This window comes from Gammaproteobacteria bacterium (assembly GCA_030949385.1).
Lineage (GTDB): Bacteria > Pseudomonadota > Gammaproteobacteria > JAUZRS01 > JAUZRS01 > JAUZRS01.
In genome coordinates this window covers 1-16,774 of the sequence record JAUZSP010000006.1, presented here as the reverse complement: position 1 = coordinate 16,774, position 16,774 = coordinate 1, and the positions used below count along the sequence as shown (strand labels likewise).

Below are 16,774 nucleotides of genomic sequence, written 5' to 3'. Positions count from 1 at the left end.
CTCTGTTTCAGGAAGAAGCGGCTTGACGCGCCGTCTCTGCATCCAGAGACCAGAGCTTTTCTAAGCAATACAATTCACGGGTTTCAGGGTGCATCACATGCACCACCACATCCCCCAAATCCACCAATACCCAATTACCCTCGCTCTCGCCTTCAATGCCCAAAGGCTGCTCACCACTTGATTTCATCACCTTCACAACGTTCTGTGCCAATGACTTTACATGCCGCTGCGAGGTGCCACTGGCAATGATCATGGTGTCACAGACGTTGCTTTTTTTGCGCACGTCCAACACCACAATATCGATCCCTTTCAGGTCTTCCAACGCCTCTTGAGCCAAGGCGGATAACGCTTCACTTTGCATAACTTTTCTGTCCAATCACGATAAATAGAGCCGGTGTTGTTCAATGTAATTGCGCACCTTTTCCGGCATCAGGAAACGCAAATCACCACTTTTAGCCGCCAATTTGCGGGTCTGAGTGGCGGAAATATCCAATTGTGTCACGGGGTGCAACAGCACCACCCCCGACGGCTTTTCCAACAAACGACGAGGTTGTCGGGTAGAAAAATGTTGTAACAGATCACCCGGCACACCGCGCAGAGGTACCTCTGCTCCTGGGCGCGAAGCCACCACCAGATGCGCCAAACGCAGCAACTCGCGCCAACGATGCCAGCGATGAATGCCCGCAAAGGCATCCATGCCCAAAATCAAGCAAATAGGCCGTTCACCCAATTCTTGGCGCAGGGAGGTCAAGGTATCCACCATATAAGAAACCCCCTCTCGTTGCAGCTCACGCTGATCCACCGACATGCCCTCCAACCCCTCCAACGCCAACTGCAACATCGCCAAACGATGTTCAACACTGGCTTTGGGTTTGGTTTTATGAGGTGGAATACGACAGGGTATAAAGCGAACTTCCGCCAGTTTCAAATCCTGCTGCATCTCCAGCGCCGGACGCAGATGACCGTAATGCACCGGATCAAAGGTGCCACCAAAAATACCGATGGGACTCATACCTAGAACCTCATCTTATTGACGAATATGGCCGTCACCCAACACCACATACTTCTGGCTGGTGAGCCCTTCCAGACCCACGGGTCCACGGGCATGGAGCTTATCGGTGCTGATGCCAATTTCAGCCCCCAAGCCGTATTCAAAGCCATCGGCAAAACGACTCGACGCATTGACCACCACCGAGCTGGAGTCCACCTCGCGCAGAAAACGCCGCGCCTTGCTGTAATTTTCCGTCACGATCACATCGGTGTGATGGGAGCCGTGCGTCTCAATATGATCCATCGCCGCCTCCATATCAGCCACCACACGCACCGACAAAACAGGCGCCAGATATTCCGTATCCCAATCCTCGGCGGTGGCCATAATCATCGATTCCACAATGGCACAACTGGCCGCACAGCCGCGTAATTCCACATCTTTTTCAGCATACAACTCCGCCAGCTTGGGCAGCAATTCTCTGGCACGGGAATGGGCAATCAGCAAGGTTTCCATCGCATTACAGACCCCATAACGGTGCGTTTTAGCGTTCAAGGCAATTTTAAGTGCTTTTTCCTCATCCGCATCATCATCGATGTAGACATGACAGATGCCGTCCAGATGTTTGATCACCGGCACCAAAGACTCTCGACTGACCCGCTCAATCAAATTTTTACCACCACGAGGAATGATCACATCCACGAACTCTTTGGCGCGCAACAACTCACCCACCGCCGCTCGGTCGGTAGTCTCGATCACCTGCACCGTAGTCACGGGCAGCCCCACCGCTTGCAAACCTTCAGCAATGCAGACCGCAATGGCACGGTTGCTGTGAATCGCCTCGGAACCGCCGCGCAAAATGGCCGCGTTGCCCGACTTCAAGCAGAGCGCCGCCGCATCGGCGGTCACATTAGGGCGCGATTCGTAGATGATGCCAATCACGCCCAGTGGCACGCGCATCTTACCCACCTGAATGCCCGAAGGGCGATGGCTCATATCCGTTATTTCGCCAATAGGGTCTTGCAGCGCGGCCACTTGACGCAAGCCTTCCGCCATCGCGATGACCCCATCGGACGTCAACGCGAGGCGATCCAACAATGCGGAATCCAAACCGTTGCTGCGCCCAGCGGCCAAATCTTTAGCGTTTTCTTGGGTTAAGGTCGCGCTTTTGGCCAACAACACCTCGGCAATCGCCAACAACGCACGATTTTTTTGGCCACTGTCGGCACGACTGAGCAAGCGCGCCGCGTGACGCGCCTGCCGCCCCACCTCGTTCATGTACGTTACAACATCAAAAGTCATCGTTCTTACTTCAGTTTGAGCTGGAAAAGCCGTGAAAAAATGGAAAAAACCAAAGAAACAGCCGATTTCGAGCAGAATTTAGGGGAAAAAGAAAGTGACCTATAGTAGACCAGCCACCCCTGATAAGAAAGTCGAGCTGACACCAATCACTCAAACAAATAAGCCCTTATGATCGTTTTAAGGCACGAAATCCGGCCATGGTCAACGCCAATTGCAACAGTGCCTGCCACGCATCACCCTTCTCTTGGCCTTTCACCAGTCGTTCAATTTGAGCACAACGCTGCAACAGGCGTAAGGTTTTCGCGTAGCTAAGACGCTTTAAAGCCGCCTGATAAAATCCCTGCTGACTGCTCCAGATGCCAAGTTTGGCCATTGGCAGCGCACCTGCCGGAAAACTCAACTGCGCCAATAGGCGCAGATCACGGTTCAAGAGCCAAAGCAGCAGATTGGCCGCCGTGCCTTCCGCTTGCAGACCATAAAAAACCCGCAGCACGCGCTCGATGTCTCCCAACAACACCGCTTCACTAAGGGCATAAAGACTAAAGCGGGCGCTGTCCGCTACCGCTTGCTCCACCTGCTCGGCGGAGATATTTCCCTTACCGTGCAGCAGTTCGAGTTTCTCGACCTCTTGCATCGCCGCCAACAAATTGCCTTGCACTCGCTCCACCAACAGCGCGATAGCCTCTTCAGAAAAGTGCAACCCTCTCGCCAGCAGACGACGATTCAACCACTGTGGCAACTGCGCCCGAGGAACCTCCCGTACCGCCACCGTCACACCAAGGGCATCCAAGGCTTTAAACCATGCTCCTTTGAGGGCGCTTTTATCCAGTTTGCCACAGCTGATCAGCAACACCGCATCCTCTGGCGGACGTTGCACGTAATCTCGCAACGCTTGGCTGCCCTGCGCGCCCGGTTTACCACTGGGCAAGCGCAGATCCAACAAACGACGACTGGAAAACAGCGACAAACTGTCAGCACTGGATTGCAATTGATCCCAACGGAACTCTGGGGTGACATCCAACACCTCACGTTCCAAATAACCTTCAGCTCGAACGCGAGCGCGTACCGCATCTACCGCCTCACGCATCTGTAACGGCTCATCACCGTAGATCAGATAGATCGGCGCGATGTGTTTTTTCAAGGAAGCCGGTAATTTATCAGGATAAACGTTCATTCATTAAGCTTTTCAAAAGACAAAGGGGTATTATACGTGCTGCTGCTAAAACTGCGCGGCTTAAGCCCATCATTCAACTCTGAGAGCGCAACCACGTGATTAAAAACCGTTCTATGTCAGCTCATACCTCTTTTTACCGTTTTACACACGCCTTGATCGGTCTGCTGTTATTGGGGCTTTCTCCGTCCCTATCGGCCAATGACGAGTGCCTCAAAGTGGTATTCAAACACTACTGTTTAGGTGGGTCAGTTGATGAATTGCTGGCCACTCACCCCAATGCCAAACACACTCGTTCCGAACAAGGCCTGCAACTCAAAATCACACAGAAAAACCAGCTGTTGATCATTGACGCTGAAAAGGGACAGATTGTGCGCATCAGTCGCCAACACCCCCCAGGTCGTTGGATCAACTTTGAAACTTGGAAGCGCAAACTGGTGCGCCTCTATCGCAAGGCCGAAGTGCTCGGTCACTTCCCCGCGTACGCCAGTTCACGCAGCTCGCGTTTAAACGCCATCAACGCCGGTAAAGGTTTTGCCCATGACCGTTGGTCACAAAAAGGCTGGCATGTGGATCTGATCTGGAACAATCCTGATTACATCCTTTTGAGCTATCAACTCAACCCGACACAATCACCTAACAACAACGATGACGACCTTTAATTTATTATGTTCTATCCCCTTCTGCGCAGCGCACTGTTTACCCTCGAAGCCGAAAAAGCCCATGACATGACCCTAAAAGGTCTTGATCGCCTACTAAAACAGGGCCTGTTAGCCCGTTTTATGAAAAGTCGCGTACCGCACTCGCCTCGTAGCGCAATGGGTCTGACGTTCTGCAATCCTGTGGGACTGGCAGCGGGTCTGGATAAAAACGGCGAATACATCAACGCTCTGAGCAACCTCGGTTTTGGTTTTCTGGAGGTCGGTACGGTCACCCCACGACCACAAGCAGGCAATGAAAAACCGCGTCTGTTTCGCCTTGCCCATCAACAAGCGATTATAAATCGTATGGGGTTTAACAACAAAGGGGTTGATTACCTACTGGATCAGGTGGAAAAAGCCCAATTTCGCGGCGTACTCGGAATCAATATTGGCAAAAATTTCGACACCCCCGTTGCCAATGCTACCGATGACTACCTCTACTGCTTGCGTAAGGTTTATCACAAAGCCGATTACATCACGGTCAATATCTCTTCCCCCAACACCCCCGACTTACGCTCTCTGCAACTGGGTGGCGCTCTGGTTGAACTGCTGCAAAGCCTCAAAGCCGAGCGCAAAGCACTGCAACACGCCTACGGTCACTACGTGCCAATGGCGGTTAAAATTGCTCCTGACTTAAGTCCCAATGAGATCAAAGCCATCGCCATCAGCCTGATGGAACACGGCATTGATGCGGTCATCGCCACCAACACCACCAGTGGCCGCGAAGGCATTGAGCACAACAAACACGCAAAACAGATGGGCGGCCTCAGCGGCAGACCCTTAATGAAAAAATCCACACAAGTGGTACGCGAACTGGCAAAACATTTGGAAGGCACTCTGCCAATTATCGCTGCTGGAGGAATCTCCAGTGGAGCCGATGCCAGAGAGAAAATTGATGCGGGAGCCACGTTGATACAAGTTTACAGTGGACTGATTTACCAAGGCCCTGGTTTGATTCGTAACATCGCTCGCGCACTGGAAGATTACCCACCAAGGTAATCCTCGTTGCACTTAAACCTAAAACGGCATGGGGTTATGGCTGATGGCCGTGGCGTAAATATAAACAAACGTTACCACCGCAGCCACAAACGCCATGTTGCGAACCGACTTGCTTTTGCCTCGTTTTAGAGCCACGGTGCCCAAATAGATGTAGAGCAATAAGGCCACGATTTTGGCCATAATCCAACTCTGATCCAGCGGATTCCAACCGTACATCACCAACAAGCTAATCGCACTGAGCAGCAACACCGTATCCACCACATGCGGCAAGACCTTGACCAACTTCAAATGCAATAACAGCGGGTTTTTCATCATCCAAAAACCGCGCAGTAAAAAACCGGCAATCGACAACAACGCAAAAATAACATGAATCTGTTTAACCACAGCCAACATCACTTAATCCTCTTTCCGAGTTAACACATATATTTTTTCATACCAACCACCCAAACCCCGCTCTTGCAGCTCGCCTTTTGCTGGAATCTCAAACACCTCTTTTTGCTCTATTTCAAAGTGAGCAAAAAAGAGAGACTCCACTTCAGATTCACTCACAGAAAAGGGCGGGCCTGACATCAGCTCTTGCGGGTATTCCATCGTTACCAATAATATTTTACTGCCGGTACTTAGCAGCTCAGCCATCTTATTGGCGTACTCCACTCGCATCGCATCGGGCAAAGCAACTAATGCCGCCCGATCAAACACCAAGCGACAACCTTTTAGCTCGCTCTCACCCAAAGCAAAAAAATCACCGCAAAACAGCGTCACATTATCAGCAGAAAAACGCTCAAAAGAACCCTGCTGCTCTGCCCTCACCGCCAACCGATTCTCAGCAAAAAAATCCTGCAAGGCTCTTTGACTCAATTCAACCCCAAGCACCTCATGGCCTTGCTGCTGCAACCAAAGCAGATCCAAGCTTTTACCACACAGTGGCACAAAAACAGAACCCGCCTCATTGCCCGTTACATCAGACCAATATTTTTGCAGATGAGCGTTGGTCTCCGCTTGATGAAAACCAATCTGCCCTTTACTCCAGCGTTGATGCCAAAAATCGTGCTCCATAAAACGTTCCTCTGTGACAACGTGGTAAAATTTTTGCCATTCTACTCCATGATTCCGAGTAAGCGAGCCAAAAAACCGTGATGAATTATCTCTGGGCAGGGTTGATCATCATCAGCCTGCTCTCCGCTGTTGGCCAAGACATCAGCGATGAACTCAATAACCGCTGGTTAAACGGTCAGACCATCCATGCCCGCTTGAGCCAAAATGAATTAGGCGAAGTACTGATTCAACTGCCAAAACAGCAGCTTTACGCTCACTGGCAAGGCCAACAACTGCAACTCAAGCCCGATCAAAACCTGCCCCCGCACTGGCAAAACATTGCAGCGCAACAAGATAAAAAAACCCCACTGCGTTTAAGCCTCACTCCCAAAGGGCAACAAAACGACTCTGTGCAACTCGTGCTGCCCGAAGTACATCATGTTCGGCTCAAGGCCATCACCGAAGCGGCCTTTGATATGGCCAAATTTAGCGTTAAATTGGCGCTTGGGCTGGCGGGCATTATGGCGCTCTGGCTGGGGCTGATGCGCATTGCCGAACAGAGTGGCCTGATTAAAAAACTGGTCTGGCTGGTACGCCCTCTGCTCGCGCCGCTGTTTCCCGACGTGCCCAAAGATCACCCTGCCTTTGGCAGCATCAGCCTTAATCTGACCGCCAACCTACTGGGTTTGGGCAACGCCGCCACGCCGATGGGCATCCGTGCCATGCAGCAGTTACAGGAACTGAATCAGAATAAAAAAGAGGCCAGCGATGCGATGTGCATGTTTCTCGCCCTCAACACCTCCAGCGTGCAACTCCTGCCCCCTGTCACCTTGATCGCGCTGCTTGGCGCACAGAGTGGCGAATTGATTTTGCCCATTATTCTCGCCACTCTGGCCTCCACCACCGCAGCCATTATCGCGGCCAAATTCTACGCTCGCAAAGGAAAAGCCTCATGAGCTTTTTTTCCAGCCTGATTTTGCCACTGCTGATCGTTGCCATTATCGTTTACGGTTTGCTAAAAAAAGTCCCCGTTTATGAGGAGTTTGTCATCGGTGCTAAAGAGGGGTTTGCCACAGCGGTACAGATCATCCCCAACTTGGTCGCCATTCTGTTTGCCATTGGGATGTTTCGCGCCAGTGGCGCAATGGAATTTATCGCCACTCTGCTGGCTCCCCTGTTTGAACTCACCGGTTTTCCCAGCGAACTGCTGCCGATGGCGATTTTTCGCCCCCTCACCGGCAGTGGTTCGGTGGCCATTTTAGCCGAGCTGATCCAGACCCACGGCGAAGAGAGCCTGATCGTCAAAATGGCGGCAATCATGTTCGGCTCCACCGAAACCACGTTTTATGTGATTGCGGTCTATTTTGGAGCCATTGGAGTGCATAAAATCCGCTACGCCGTGCAAGCGGGGCTGATCGCCGATTTCGCAGGCATGGCAGCAGCGGTGACGGTGGGTTATTGGTTTTTTGGCTAAAGCCATTTTTTTCCTTGATCCTCGCTGAAAAAACCGTACAATGCGCGCTCCCATCTTATTGGGGCGATTAGCTCAGCGGGAGAGCACTGCCTTCACACGGCAGGGGTCACTGGTTCAATCCCAGTATCGCCCACCAATTTCACATCCAAAATAGCCTTATACTGCTTATCAATCAGCATCCTTACGCCTTACCACAGCACTTCTTATACTTTTTGCCACTCCCACAAGGACAAGGGTCATTACGCCCCACTTTGGCCTCAGCACGGCGCACCTGAGAGACTTTTGGCGCACGAGCATCTAAGAAAAACCACTCATCGCCTTCGCGCTGAAAAAGGCTCTCTTCGTGATGTGCTTCACGGTTGCCTTTGTAATTGTAATGAGCAATAAATTCAATCAATCCTTGCTCATCATCGGGCTGGCCTTTTTCCGTGTTGACGATCTCCAGCCCTAACCACTCCGACTCCTCCGCCCAACTGCGGGTCTGTTCCAGATCAATCTCCGCGCGGGTTTTTTCATGCTGGGTTTTTACGATGTACTCCATATCCGCCATCGTGTGAGCGGTGTAACGTGAACGCATCAACGCCTCGGCGGTGGGCGCTTTTTGCGCTCCGCTGATGTAAACACCACAACACTCATCGTATGATTTTTTTGATCCACAAGCGCAATTACTCATTTTTTATTCTCTCCGTTAGTAAAACTGTTATTGATCTTTTCTTGTTGAAACAGTGCCAGCAATTTCTCTTTACTCCAACGCAAATTATTTGCATCTAGATAATGAAACAACGCCGCACACTCTTTTTGTGACTGAAAATGCTGCCAAGTCAGATTAAAACTGATCTGCCCCAATGAACGAAACAGCAGATAACCCAAGGTGGCAATCACCACCGCCCCCAAGCTCTGACCCTCGCTCCAAGCGTAGGCGGCCAAAAAATAGCCGCTGAACGCCGCCACTACAATCGCCGTATTAATTTTACGTGCATAGGTCAAAACCCGCGTGAGATTGGCTTCCAAACTCATGGCGCGTCCCTTGAGGCATTCTCTGGCGCTTCGATGCGTGGAAAACGCACATCCATCACCCGCTCACCCAGCAGCAACACATAACCTTGTTGACGTTCCACCCCATCGAGGCTGAAATCAAAGCGATAGAGGCGCGCCACCCGAATCGCTCCCGCTGCGTCTCGTTTCAGGCGCATCTGATTCAACATCACACTGCCATCCAACAACTGCACGCTCTGCCGCTCACACACCTGCTGCGCTCGTCGCATCGCATTTTCACGCGCTTTTGTACCGCCCCACCAGAACCAGACCACCAGCACCAATAAAAACAGCGTTAACTCTGTACCCATAATTTCAAACCTTGCCAAACCAAACATCATTAACACAGCTGCCGATTCAACTGGCTCCCCCTCTATTTTGAATCAAAAGAAACCCATTGAGCATGTCGTGGTTGCCACACCGAACGGTGGGTTTTCGGTAAAGAAAAATTATTAGCCCTTCTAATGAAAACCGAAAAAAGAGACTAAAATCTAATTTGTTATCAAATTAATGAGCCAGTTTAACACTTGCGATGCGGTTTAAACTGACTCCAGACTCAGCCGCTTCTACAGCAAGGTTGCGATGAACTTCTGGAGGGACTCGCACCATAAACTTACCGCTAAACTTACGTGCAGACAGAGCCGTTGGTATTTTTTCTTGATTATTGGACATATCAACCACACACTCTTTTACAACGGCTTGTATTCCTTTTAAAGCTTCAGTTGAGCTAGAATCCAACCAACTAAGGCTAGGAAACTCGGCACACAAACCAACAAACTCTCCATCTTCTTCAGACCACATTACACGATAGGTATATTTTTCAATTTCATCAATCATGCTGCACCTCAATTTTTTCTACAGCAAGTAATACTTGCTTTACCTGATAGGGTTTAGCTTTGCCTTTTTTATTTTGAATATTTACGCGTGGATCACTCGGCCACGGCGTTTTATAAACACAGTGACTGCTGCCACTCTGCCGTGGTTTTCCGAAAAAATGCTCACACACTTTTTGCAGATCGTTAAATCGAATCCCATTAGGATTCGACTTCATTTCTTTTAAAATTTTAGATACACCAGCCATTACTAAATAGTATCATTATTGATACCATTGTCAAGTTGTGCACTTATTGGTTGAATCCAAGCTGTATTGAATTTTTCTCATAAGTTTTTTTCCTTTTCGCCAATAACCCGTACCGAAACAGGTGCAGTGACTCTACAAGAACAACGATAATCGCTGCAACCACCCCAAAACAGTGGCTTCGATCCCACTTAGCAACAAAACCGGTCGTAACCGCCCACCATCACGGTCTATACTTCGTTTAATTCACCACCTGATCCGTTATGGCACTACTTTAGCAGTCATGATCATAAGAGCGAGAAACCGTGGAGGAACCGCGCACCATGAGCGACAGGGATAACAACGCACACCCCAGCACCGAACCCGACTCCTACCTCAACGGAGCCAACAGCGCCTACCTAGAACAGCAGTACGAGCAGTACCTAAGCAACCCCAACGCCCTCGACCTGCAATGGCGACAGCATTTTGACCGACTGCCGAAAAAAGACCCACACGCCCCCGCTGAAATTTCAGAAGCGGAAATCCGCCAACAGTTCTACCGCTTTGCCGACAGCAGCCAAAACGCAGGCAGCAACTGCAACATCAGCTTGGCACACGAACGCCAACAGGTGCGGGTGTTGCAACTCATCAACGCCTACCGGTTTTTCAGCCACCAAGCCGCCAGTTGCAACCCACTGGGCAACGCCATCTCCGCCAATCTTTCAGAGCTGACCCTCGCCTACCACCAATTGACCAAAAACGACCTCGAAACGGTCTTTCAAACCGGCTCATGGGTCGGCCCCGTCGAAGCCACCTTGCAAGAAATTCTGCACGCCTTGCAGCGCACCTACGGCAGCAGCATCGGTTTTGAATACATGCACATTCTTGAAACCGAAGACAAACGCTGGCTGCAACACCGCATCGAAAGTGTGCAAGCGCACCCCAAAGTCAACCACGCAACGCGCCGCTGGCTATTGCAACGCCTCACCGCCGCCGAAGGCATTGAACGCTACCTGCACGCCAAATACGTCGGCCAAAAACGCTTCTCACTGGAAGGGGGCGAGAGCCTGATTCCGATGATGTCCGAGTTGATCGAACGGGCGGGCAGCAAGGGCGTAGAAGAGATCGTCATCGGCATGGCACACCGAGGGCGGCTTAATATGCTGATCAATATTTTGGGCAAAACCCCCGCCGCCCTCTTCTCCGAATTTGAAGGCCAACACACCCAGCGCCACAGCGACGGCGACGTTAAATACCATCAAGGCTTCTCATCGGACATGCACACCAGCGGCAAAAACGTGCATCTGGTGCTGGCCTTTAACCCCTCACATCTGGAGATCGTCGCACCGATGGTGGAAGGCTCGGTACGCGCGCGTCAAGATCGCCGCAACGACCCCCACGGCGACACGGTGCTGCCCATATCCATTCACGGTGACTCCGCTTTTGCCGGACAAGGAGTGGTGATGGAGACCCTCAGCCTATCGCAGTCGCGGGGCTTTTCCACCAAAGGCACGATTCACATCGTCATCAACAACCAGATCGGTTTCACCACCAGCAACGTGCAAGACACGCGCTCCACGTTCTACTGCACCGACATCGCCAAAATGATCAATGTGCCGGTCTTTCACGTCAACGGCGACGACCCCGAAGCGGTGCTGTTTGTCACCCAGTTGGCGCTGGACTACCGCATGGCCTTTAAAAAAGACGTGATCATTGATCTGGTCTGTTATCGCCGCCAGGGTCACAACGAAGCAGACGAACCCTCCGCCACCCAACCGATGATGTACAAACACATCCGCTCCATGCCCACCACCCGCGCCCTCTACGCGCAAAAACTGGCGCAAGAGGGGGTGATTCAAAGCGGCGAAGCGGAACAGATGATCGAAACCTACCGCACACAATTAGAACAGGGCGGCAGCGTCGCCCCGCATCAAATCCTCGACCCCGCCTTTATCCAGCAATACGGCCTCGATTGGCGACGCTTCAAAGGCCACAAATGGAACGTCCACCACGACAGCCGCTACGATCTGGCGCACCTGCGCGAATTGGCCAGCCAACTGCACCAACTGCCACAGGGCTTCACCTTGCACCCTCGGGTGGAGAAAATCCGCGACGACCGGCGCAAAATGAGCGCAGGCGCACTGCCCATCGACTGGGGCTACGCTGAAACCCTCGCCTACGCCACCCTACTGAAACAGAACTACTCCATCCGCCTCTGCGGTCAAGACAGTGGCCGTGGCACCTTTTTCCATCGTCACGCCGTGCTGCACAACCAGCAAAACGGCGAAAGTTACGTGCCGCTGCGCAACCTCAAAGAGGTGGAGAGTAACTTTCTGGTCATCGATTCCTTGCTCAGCGAAGAGGCGGTGCTGGCCTTTGAGTACGGTTACTCCGCCACCAGCCCCGACCACTTGGTCATCTGGGAGGCGCAGTTTGGTGACTTTGCCAACGGCGCTCAAGTGGTCATCGACCAGTTCATCAGCTCCGGCGAAGCCAAATGGGGGCGGCTCTGCAACTTGGTCATGCTGCTGCCCCACGGCTACGAAGGCCAAGGCGCGGAACACAGCTCAGCACGGCTGGAGCGTTATCTGCAACTCTGCGCCGAACACAACATGCAGGTCTGCATCCCCACCACCCCCGCACAAATATTCCACCTGCTGCGCCGCCAGATGCTGCGCCCCTACCGCAAACCCTTGGTGGTGATGTCGCCCAAAAGCCTGCTGCGCCACAAGCTGGCCACCAGTAGCCTGAACGAATTGGCCAAAGGGCATTTCCAAAACGTGATCGCAGAAGTAGATCCGCTGCCCGACGAGGCGGTAACACGCATCGTGCTCTGCTCCGGCAAGGTCTATTACGAACTGCTGCAACAGCGCCGCACTCTGAAATTGGACAACGTCGCCCTAATTCGCATCGAGCAGCTCTACCCCTTTCCGCGCAAAGAGCTGGAGAAACAACTGCAACGCTACCCCAATGCAGAAGCCTTTTACTGGTGCCAAGAGGAGCCGATGAACCAAGGCGCGTGGTACTCCAGCCAGCATCACATTCGCAAACTGCTGCCCAAGCCCCACTATTTAAGCTACGCCGGTCGCCCAGCCTCCGCCGCCCCCGCCGTCGGTTATCCCAGCCTGCACGCCCAACAACTCAAAGATCTGCTCCGTGCGGCTCTGGGGCACGAATAACAACCACAAGGATTCATCATGTTGACTGAAATCAAAGTTCCACCTCTGCCCGAGTCTGTCAGTGACGCTGTGATTGTTGGCTGGCATAAAAAACCCGGTGAAACGATCCAGCGCGACGAACCGCTGGTGGATCTGGAGACCGACAAAGTGGTCTTGGAAGTGCCTGCGCCCTGCGACGGCCAACTGGCAGAGATTCTATTGGCAGAAAATGAGACCGTCACCAGCGGCCAACTGCTCGGCACCCTCAAAGCCCTCGCCACAGCCCCCGCTGAACACTCCAACCCAAGCAGCAACCAAAACATCACCCCCGCGATGGGGCCGGCGGTACGCAAGCTGCTGCTGGAGCACGATCTGGATCACCACGACATTGCACGCCAAAACCCCAAGCGTCTTAATAAACAAGATGTGTTAGCCCACCTAGAACAACAGCCCAAAAACGCATCGGCTCCTGAGCCAACCCAACCCAAGGCCGAAACCAAAACCGAAGCCGTTAAAAAACCCACACCCAAAGCCCAGCCCCGCAGCGTGACGGACACCGAAGAGCGTCCGCACAAACGAGTGCCCATGACGCGGCTGCGCTCACGCATCGCCGAACGACTGCTGGATGTGACCCAAAACACCGCCATGCTGACCACCTTTAACGAGGTCAATATGGCGGCGGTGATGGAGCTGCGCAGCAACTACCAAGAAGCGTTTGAAAAGAGCCACAACATCCGCCTCGGTTTTATGTCCTTTTTTGTCCGTGCCGCCAGCGAAGCCCTAAAACGCTTCCCCGAGATCAACGCCTCACTGGACGGCAACGAAGTGGTCTACCACGGCTTTTGCGACATCGGGGTCGCCATCTCCTCCGAGCGCGGCTTGGTGGTGCCCATTTTGCGCAACAGCGAGCGCATGAGTTTGGCCGAGGTGGAAAAACAGATCAGTGCCTACGCCGATAAAGCGAAAAACAACCGCCTCAGCATCGACGACATCAGCGGCGGCACCTTCACCATCACCAACGGCGGTGTGTTTGGCTCCTTGATGTCCACCCCCATTCTCAACCCACCGCAGAGCGCCATTCTCGGCATGCACAGCATTCAACAGCGCCCCATCGCCGAAAACGGTGCAGGTGGTGATTCGTCCCATGATGTATCTGGCGCTCTCTTACGATCACCGCATTATTGACGGCAAAAGCGCGGTGCAGTTTTTGCGCAGCATCAAAGAGATGTTGGAACAACCCGCTCGCATGTTGCTCGACCTTTAGGAGGCTGTTATGGCTCATTCGTACGATGTGATTGTGATTGGCGCAGGCCCTGCCGGATACAGCGCCGCCATTCGTTGCGCCCAATTGGGCTTGCACACCCTCTGCCTTGACCGCTGGCGCAGCGGTGAGCAACCGGCGCTGGGGGGAACCTGTCTGAATGTGGGCTGCATCCCCTCCAAAGCCCTGCTGGAAAGCTCGCAGCTCTACCAAACGCTGCAACAACAGGCGGCGCAGCACGGCATTTTGCACGACACGCTGCGTCTGGATCTGAAACAGATGATGCAGCGCAAAGAGCAGATCGTCAGCCACCTCAGCCGGGGCATTAGCCAACTGTTCCGCGCCAATAAAATCGACCATCTGCACGGCGATGCCACCCTACACGCTGAACATCACGTCCATTTTATGGATGCCAACGGCCATGAAACAACCTTTCAGGCCGAACAGGTTATTCTCGCTCCAGGCTCCGTGCCCACGGAGCTGGAGAACGCCAAGTGGCTGGAGCAACGCATCGTCAATTCTGCTGGGGCATTGAGTTGGGAGCAGGTTCCGCCACGGCTGGGCATCATCGGTGCGGGGGCGATTGGTCTGGAGCTGGGCAGCGTTTGGCAACGCCTCGGTGCCAAGGTCACGCTGCTGGAAGCGCAAGATCAATTCCTTACCACCACCGACCGCCAAATCGCTCAACAAGCGCAGCGCGCACTGCAAAAACAGGGGCTGGAAATTCGCCTCAATGCGCGTCTGCTCAGCTGTCAGGCCGAGCCCAATGACGGCATAAAACTGCACTACGAAGACGGCGAAGGCAAACACGTCCTGACGGTGGATCGGGTCATCACCGCCGTGGGTCGCCAGCCCAACACCGACACTCTTTTCAGCAGTGAGGTGGATCTGCAACTGGATGAACGCGGCTTTATCCATGTGGATCGTTACTGCGCCACCAGTCTGCCGGGCATCTACGCCATCGGCGATGTGGTGCGCGGGCCGATGTTGGCGCACAAGGGCAGCGCCGAGGGGGTGATGGTGGCGGAACGCATCGCCGGTCAGCAGAGCAAGTTGGAGTACCAGCACATTCCAGCGGTGATCTACACCCAACCGGAGATCGCGTGGGTGGGGCAAAACGAGGAGCAGCTCAAAACCAGCGCCACCCCTTACAAAAGCGGCCAATTTCCTTTTGCTGCCAACGGGCGCGCCAAGGTGATGTGTGAGAGCCACGGCACGGTAAAAATCCTCAGCCACGCCGACAGCGACCGAATTTTAGGGGTACACATCATCGGCCCACACGCGTCCGAGCTGATCGCTCAAGCGGTGATTGCGATGGAGATGGAGGCCAGTTGTGATGATCTAACGCGGATGGTGTTTGCTCATCCGTCCTTGTCTGAGGCGTTGCATGAAGCGGCTTTGGCGCTGGATGGACGAGCGATTCATTTGCCTTGAAATATGATGAAATCCAGGGTGACAGGCGTTGTCGGTAGCACGACAACCTTAAGCAGTTTCTGCTCCTAGGCTCACACTTTTTTCAGCGCAGTGAAACAGCGCAGTATTTATTAGCTGTAATTTCGCTCTCTGCCTTCTCTGACAATATCTACAATTTCTGCTGAACTAATCCCCAGGTCAACACCTTTAACATCAAAAGGTGATTTCTTCGATATTGCAGGCTTTATATAAAATGTCTCTCCATCTCTTTTTTTAATACAGACAACACCTTCTCTTCTTGCTTCTTCTAAAATAGATGCAAAATTCTGACGGGCTTCAGTAAAGCTATATTCTCTCATTTTGTAACTCCAAAATATGAATCCCCATTGCTTTTGCTGCTACCTTTAACCCCTTGTCTAACGTAAGCAGTGAAGTGCTGGTAAGTTGAGCGCATTGAATAAGGTATGCATCATAAGCATAAATATTTAATGCGTGAGAAATCTCCAATGTTTGCTCAAGTGGAACATCAATAAACTTGATCGGAATTTCACGATATGCGGCCAGAGCAAACTTTGCCATCTCAAGACTTAAACTTCTTCTTTTGAACATAGCAGAAAACGCATTGCCCATTTCCCAATGAACTGAAATGGGCGCACAAAGTGAGTAACCCTTTGTTATTTCTATAATATTTTTCTTAGATGCTTCATTGCCAATAACAGCAATCAAAGCAGAAGTATCCACTGTAATGCTCATTTAACACCATTATTGATGTACATATGTACACAACATAGCCAATGTATGCCACTTTGTACAGCTAACGCAGCGAACAAGAACCAAAACCACCCGTCTGAGACACATTGCTCGACCTTTAAGAGGCTGTTATGACTCATAAAACACTCTTTTCAGCAGTGAGGTGGATCTGCAACTGGATGAACGCGGTTTTATCCATGTGGATCGTTACTGCGCCACCAGTCTTCCGAGCATCTACGCCATCGGCGATGTGGTGCGCGGGCAGAACACATCATCGGCCCACACGCATCCGAGCTGATCGCTCAAGCGGTGATTGCGATGGAGGCCAGTTGTGATGATCTAACGCGGATGGTGGTTGCTCATCCGTCTTTGCCTGAGGCGTTGCATGAGGCGGCTTTGGCGCTGGATGGTCGTGCGATTCATTTGCCTT

At 52.4% G+C, this 16,774-nt stretch carries 19 protein-coding genes, 1 tRNA gene and 2 pseudogenes; 9 read left to right on the top strand and 13 right to left on the bottom strand.

Going from position 1 to position 16,774, the window contains the following annotated elements:
* Positions 1 to 7: 7 nt before the first annotated feature.
* From rsfS to holA, 4 genes are all read right to left on the bottom strand, one after another.
* Positions 8 to 361: a ribosome silencing factor gene (rsfS, locus tag Q9O24_07445; protein ID MDQ7074975.1), complete on the bottom strand. Its 354-nt coding sequence runs from the start codon at positions 359 to 361 to the stop codon at positions 8 to 10.
* 15 nt (positions 362 to 376) lie between these two features.
* Positions 377 to 1,012, bottom strand: coding sequence for a nicotinate-nucleotide adenylyltransferase (gene nadD, locus Q9O24_07440; protein ID MDQ7074974.1), 636 nt, complete (start codon positions 1,010 to 1,012; stop codon positions 377 to 379).
* Between the two features lie 15 nt (positions 1,013 to 1,027).
* Positions 1,028 to 2,290 carry a glutamate-5-semialdehyde dehydrogenase gene (locus Q9O24_07435; protein MDQ7074973.1) on the bottom strand — a complete coding sequence of 421 codons (1,263 nt, stop codon included), beginning with the start codon at positions 2,288 to 2,290 and terminating at the stop codon, positions 1,028 to 1,030.
* Positions 2,291 to 2,456: 166 nt separating this feature from the next.
* Entirely contained in the window at positions 2,457 to 3,464 is a 1,008-nt protein-coding gene (holA, locus tag Q9O24_07430; GenBank protein ID MDQ7074972.1) for a DNA polymerase III subunit delta, read from the bottom strand.
* A 95-nt stretch (positions 3,465 to 3,559) separates the two neighbouring features.
* Here holA and Q9O24_07425 point away from each other — a divergent pair, with 95 nt between their 5' ends.
* Positions 3,560 to 4,123, top strand: a complete 564-nt coding sequence (locus tag Q9O24_07425; protein ID MDQ7074971.1) for a hypothetical protein — start codon at positions 3,560 to 3,562, stop codon at positions 4,121 to 4,123.
* Between the two features lie 6 nt (positions 4,124 to 4,129).
* Positions 4,130 to 5,161: a quinone-dependent dihydroorotate dehydrogenase gene (locus Q9O24_07420; GenBank protein ID MDQ7074970.1), complete on the top strand. Its 1,032-nt coding sequence runs from the start codon at positions 4,130 to 4,132 to the stop codon at positions 5,159 to 5,161.
* An 18-nt stretch (positions 5,162 to 5,179) separates the two neighbouring features.
* Here the strand turns inward: Q9O24_07420 and Q9O24_07415 are convergent, their stop codons facing one another.
* Complete coding sequence (locus Q9O24_07415; GenBank protein MDQ7074969.1) at positions 5,180 to 5,554, bottom strand: SirB2 family protein; 375 nt, start codon at positions 5,552 to 5,554, stop codon at positions 5,180 to 5,182.
* Positions 5,555 to 5,557: 3 nt separating this feature from the next.
* Positions 5,558 to 6,217: a thiopurine S-methyltransferase gene (locus Q9O24_07410; protein MDQ7074968.1), complete on the bottom strand. Its 660-nt coding sequence runs from the start codon at positions 6,215 to 6,217 to the stop codon at positions 5,558 to 5,560.
* Positions 6,218 to 6,297: 80 nt separating this feature from the next.
* Here Q9O24_07410 and Q9O24_07405 point away from each other — a divergent pair, with 80 nt between their 5' ends.
* From Q9O24_07405 to Q9O24_07395, 3 genes are all read left to right on the top strand, one after another.
* Positions 6,298 to 7,152 carry a nucleoside recognition domain-containing protein gene (locus Q9O24_07405; protein MDQ7074967.1) on the top strand — a complete coding sequence of 285 codons (855 nt, stop codon included), beginning with the start codon at positions 6,298 to 6,300 and terminating at the stop codon, positions 7,150 to 7,152.
* A complete protein-coding gene (locus Q9O24_07400; GenBank protein ID MDQ7074966.1) occupies positions 7,149 to 7,670 on the top strand; it encodes a nucleoside recognition domain-containing protein in 522 nt (173 codons plus the stop codon). The genes Q9O24_07405 and Q9O24_07400 overlap by 4 nt, the downstream gene beginning before the upstream one ends.
* Positions 7,671 to 7,731: 61 nt before the next feature.
* A tRNA-Val gene (locus Q9O24_07395) sits at positions 7,732 to 7,806 on the top strand.
* 45 nt (positions 7,807 to 7,851) lie between these two features.
* Here Q9O24_07395 and Q9O24_07390 read toward each other — a convergent pair.
* From Q9O24_07390 to Q9O24_07370, 5 genes are all read right to left on the bottom strand, one after another.
* A complete protein-coding gene (locus tag Q9O24_07390; GenBank protein ID MDQ7074965.1) occupies positions 7,852 to 8,343 on the bottom strand; it encodes a YchJ family protein in 492 nt (163 codons plus the stop codon).
* Entirely contained in the window at positions 8,340 to 8,687 is a 348-nt protein-coding gene (locus Q9O24_07385) for a hypothetical protein (protein MDQ7074964.1), read from the bottom strand. The genes Q9O24_07390 and Q9O24_07385 overlap by 4 nt, the downstream gene beginning before the upstream one ends.
* Positions 8,684 to 9,016: a DUF3301 domain-containing protein gene (locus tag Q9O24_07380; GenBank protein MDQ7074963.1), complete on the bottom strand. Its 333-nt coding sequence runs from the start codon at positions 9,014 to 9,016 to the stop codon at positions 8,684 to 8,686. The genes Q9O24_07385 and Q9O24_07380 overlap by 4 nt, the downstream gene beginning before the upstream one ends.
* Positions 9,017 to 9,212: 196 nt before the next feature.
* A complete protein-coding gene (locus Q9O24_07375) occupies positions 9,213 to 9,542 on the bottom strand; it encodes a toxin-antitoxin system HicB family antitoxin (protein ID MDQ7074962.1) in 330 nt (109 codons plus the stop codon).
* Complete coding sequence (locus tag Q9O24_07370; GenBank protein MDQ7074961.1) at positions 9,535 to 9,786, bottom strand: toxin HicA; 252 nt, start codon at positions 9,784 to 9,786, stop codon at positions 9,535 to 9,537. The genes Q9O24_07375 and Q9O24_07370 overlap by 8 nt, the downstream gene beginning before the upstream one ends.
* Before the next feature lie 320 nt (positions 9,787 to 10,106).
* On the opposite strand from Q9O24_07370, the gene Q9O24_07365 reads away from it, so the two are divergent.
* From Q9O24_07365 to lpdA, 3 genes and pseudogenes are all read left to right on the top strand, one after another.
* The gene (locus tag Q9O24_07365) at positions 10,107 to 12,941 is read left to right on the top strand and encodes a 2-oxoglutarate dehydrogenase E1 component (GenBank protein ID MDQ7074960.1); all 2,835 of its coding nucleotides are present in this window, start codon (positions 10,107 to 10,109) and stop codon (positions 12,939 to 12,941) included.
* Between the two features lie 18 nt (positions 12,942 to 12,959).
* Positions 12,960 to 14,184: pseudogene (gene odhB / locus Q9O24_07360) on the top strand (2-oxoglutarate dehydrogenase complex dihydrolipoyllysine-residue succinyltransferase).
* Between the two features lie 9 nt (positions 14,185 to 14,193).
* The gene (gene lpdA / locus Q9O24_07355; GenBank protein ID MDQ7074959.1) at positions 14,194 to 15,615 is read left to right on the top strand and encodes a dihydrolipoyl dehydrogenase; all 1,422 of its coding nucleotides are present in this window, start codon (positions 14,194 to 14,196) and stop codon (positions 15,613 to 15,615) included.
* A 110-nt stretch (positions 15,616 to 15,725) separates the two neighbouring features.
* Here lpdA and Q9O24_07350 read toward each other — a convergent pair whose 3' ends face one another.
* Both Q9O24_07350 and Q9O24_07345 read right to left on the bottom strand, forming a co-directional pair.
* Positions 15,726 to 15,953: a type II toxin-antitoxin system prevent-host-death family antitoxin gene (locus Q9O24_07350; protein MDQ7074958.1), complete on the bottom strand. Its 228-nt coding sequence runs from the start codon at positions 15,951 to 15,953 to the stop codon at positions 15,726 to 15,728.
* On the bottom strand, positions 15,940 to 16,347 hold the full coding sequence (locus tag Q9O24_07345) for a type II toxin-antitoxin system VapC family toxin (GenBank protein ID MDQ7074957.1): 408 nt from the start codon (positions 16,345 to 16,347) through the stop codon (positions 15,940 to 15,942). The genes Q9O24_07350 and Q9O24_07345 overlap by 14 nt, the downstream gene beginning before the upstream one ends.
* 145 nt (positions 16,348 to 16,492) lie before the next feature.
* Between Q9O24_07345 and Q9O24_07340 the strand changes: the two are divergent.
* Positions 16,493 to 16,774, top strand: a pseudogene (locus Q9O24_07340) (FAD-dependent oxidoreductase).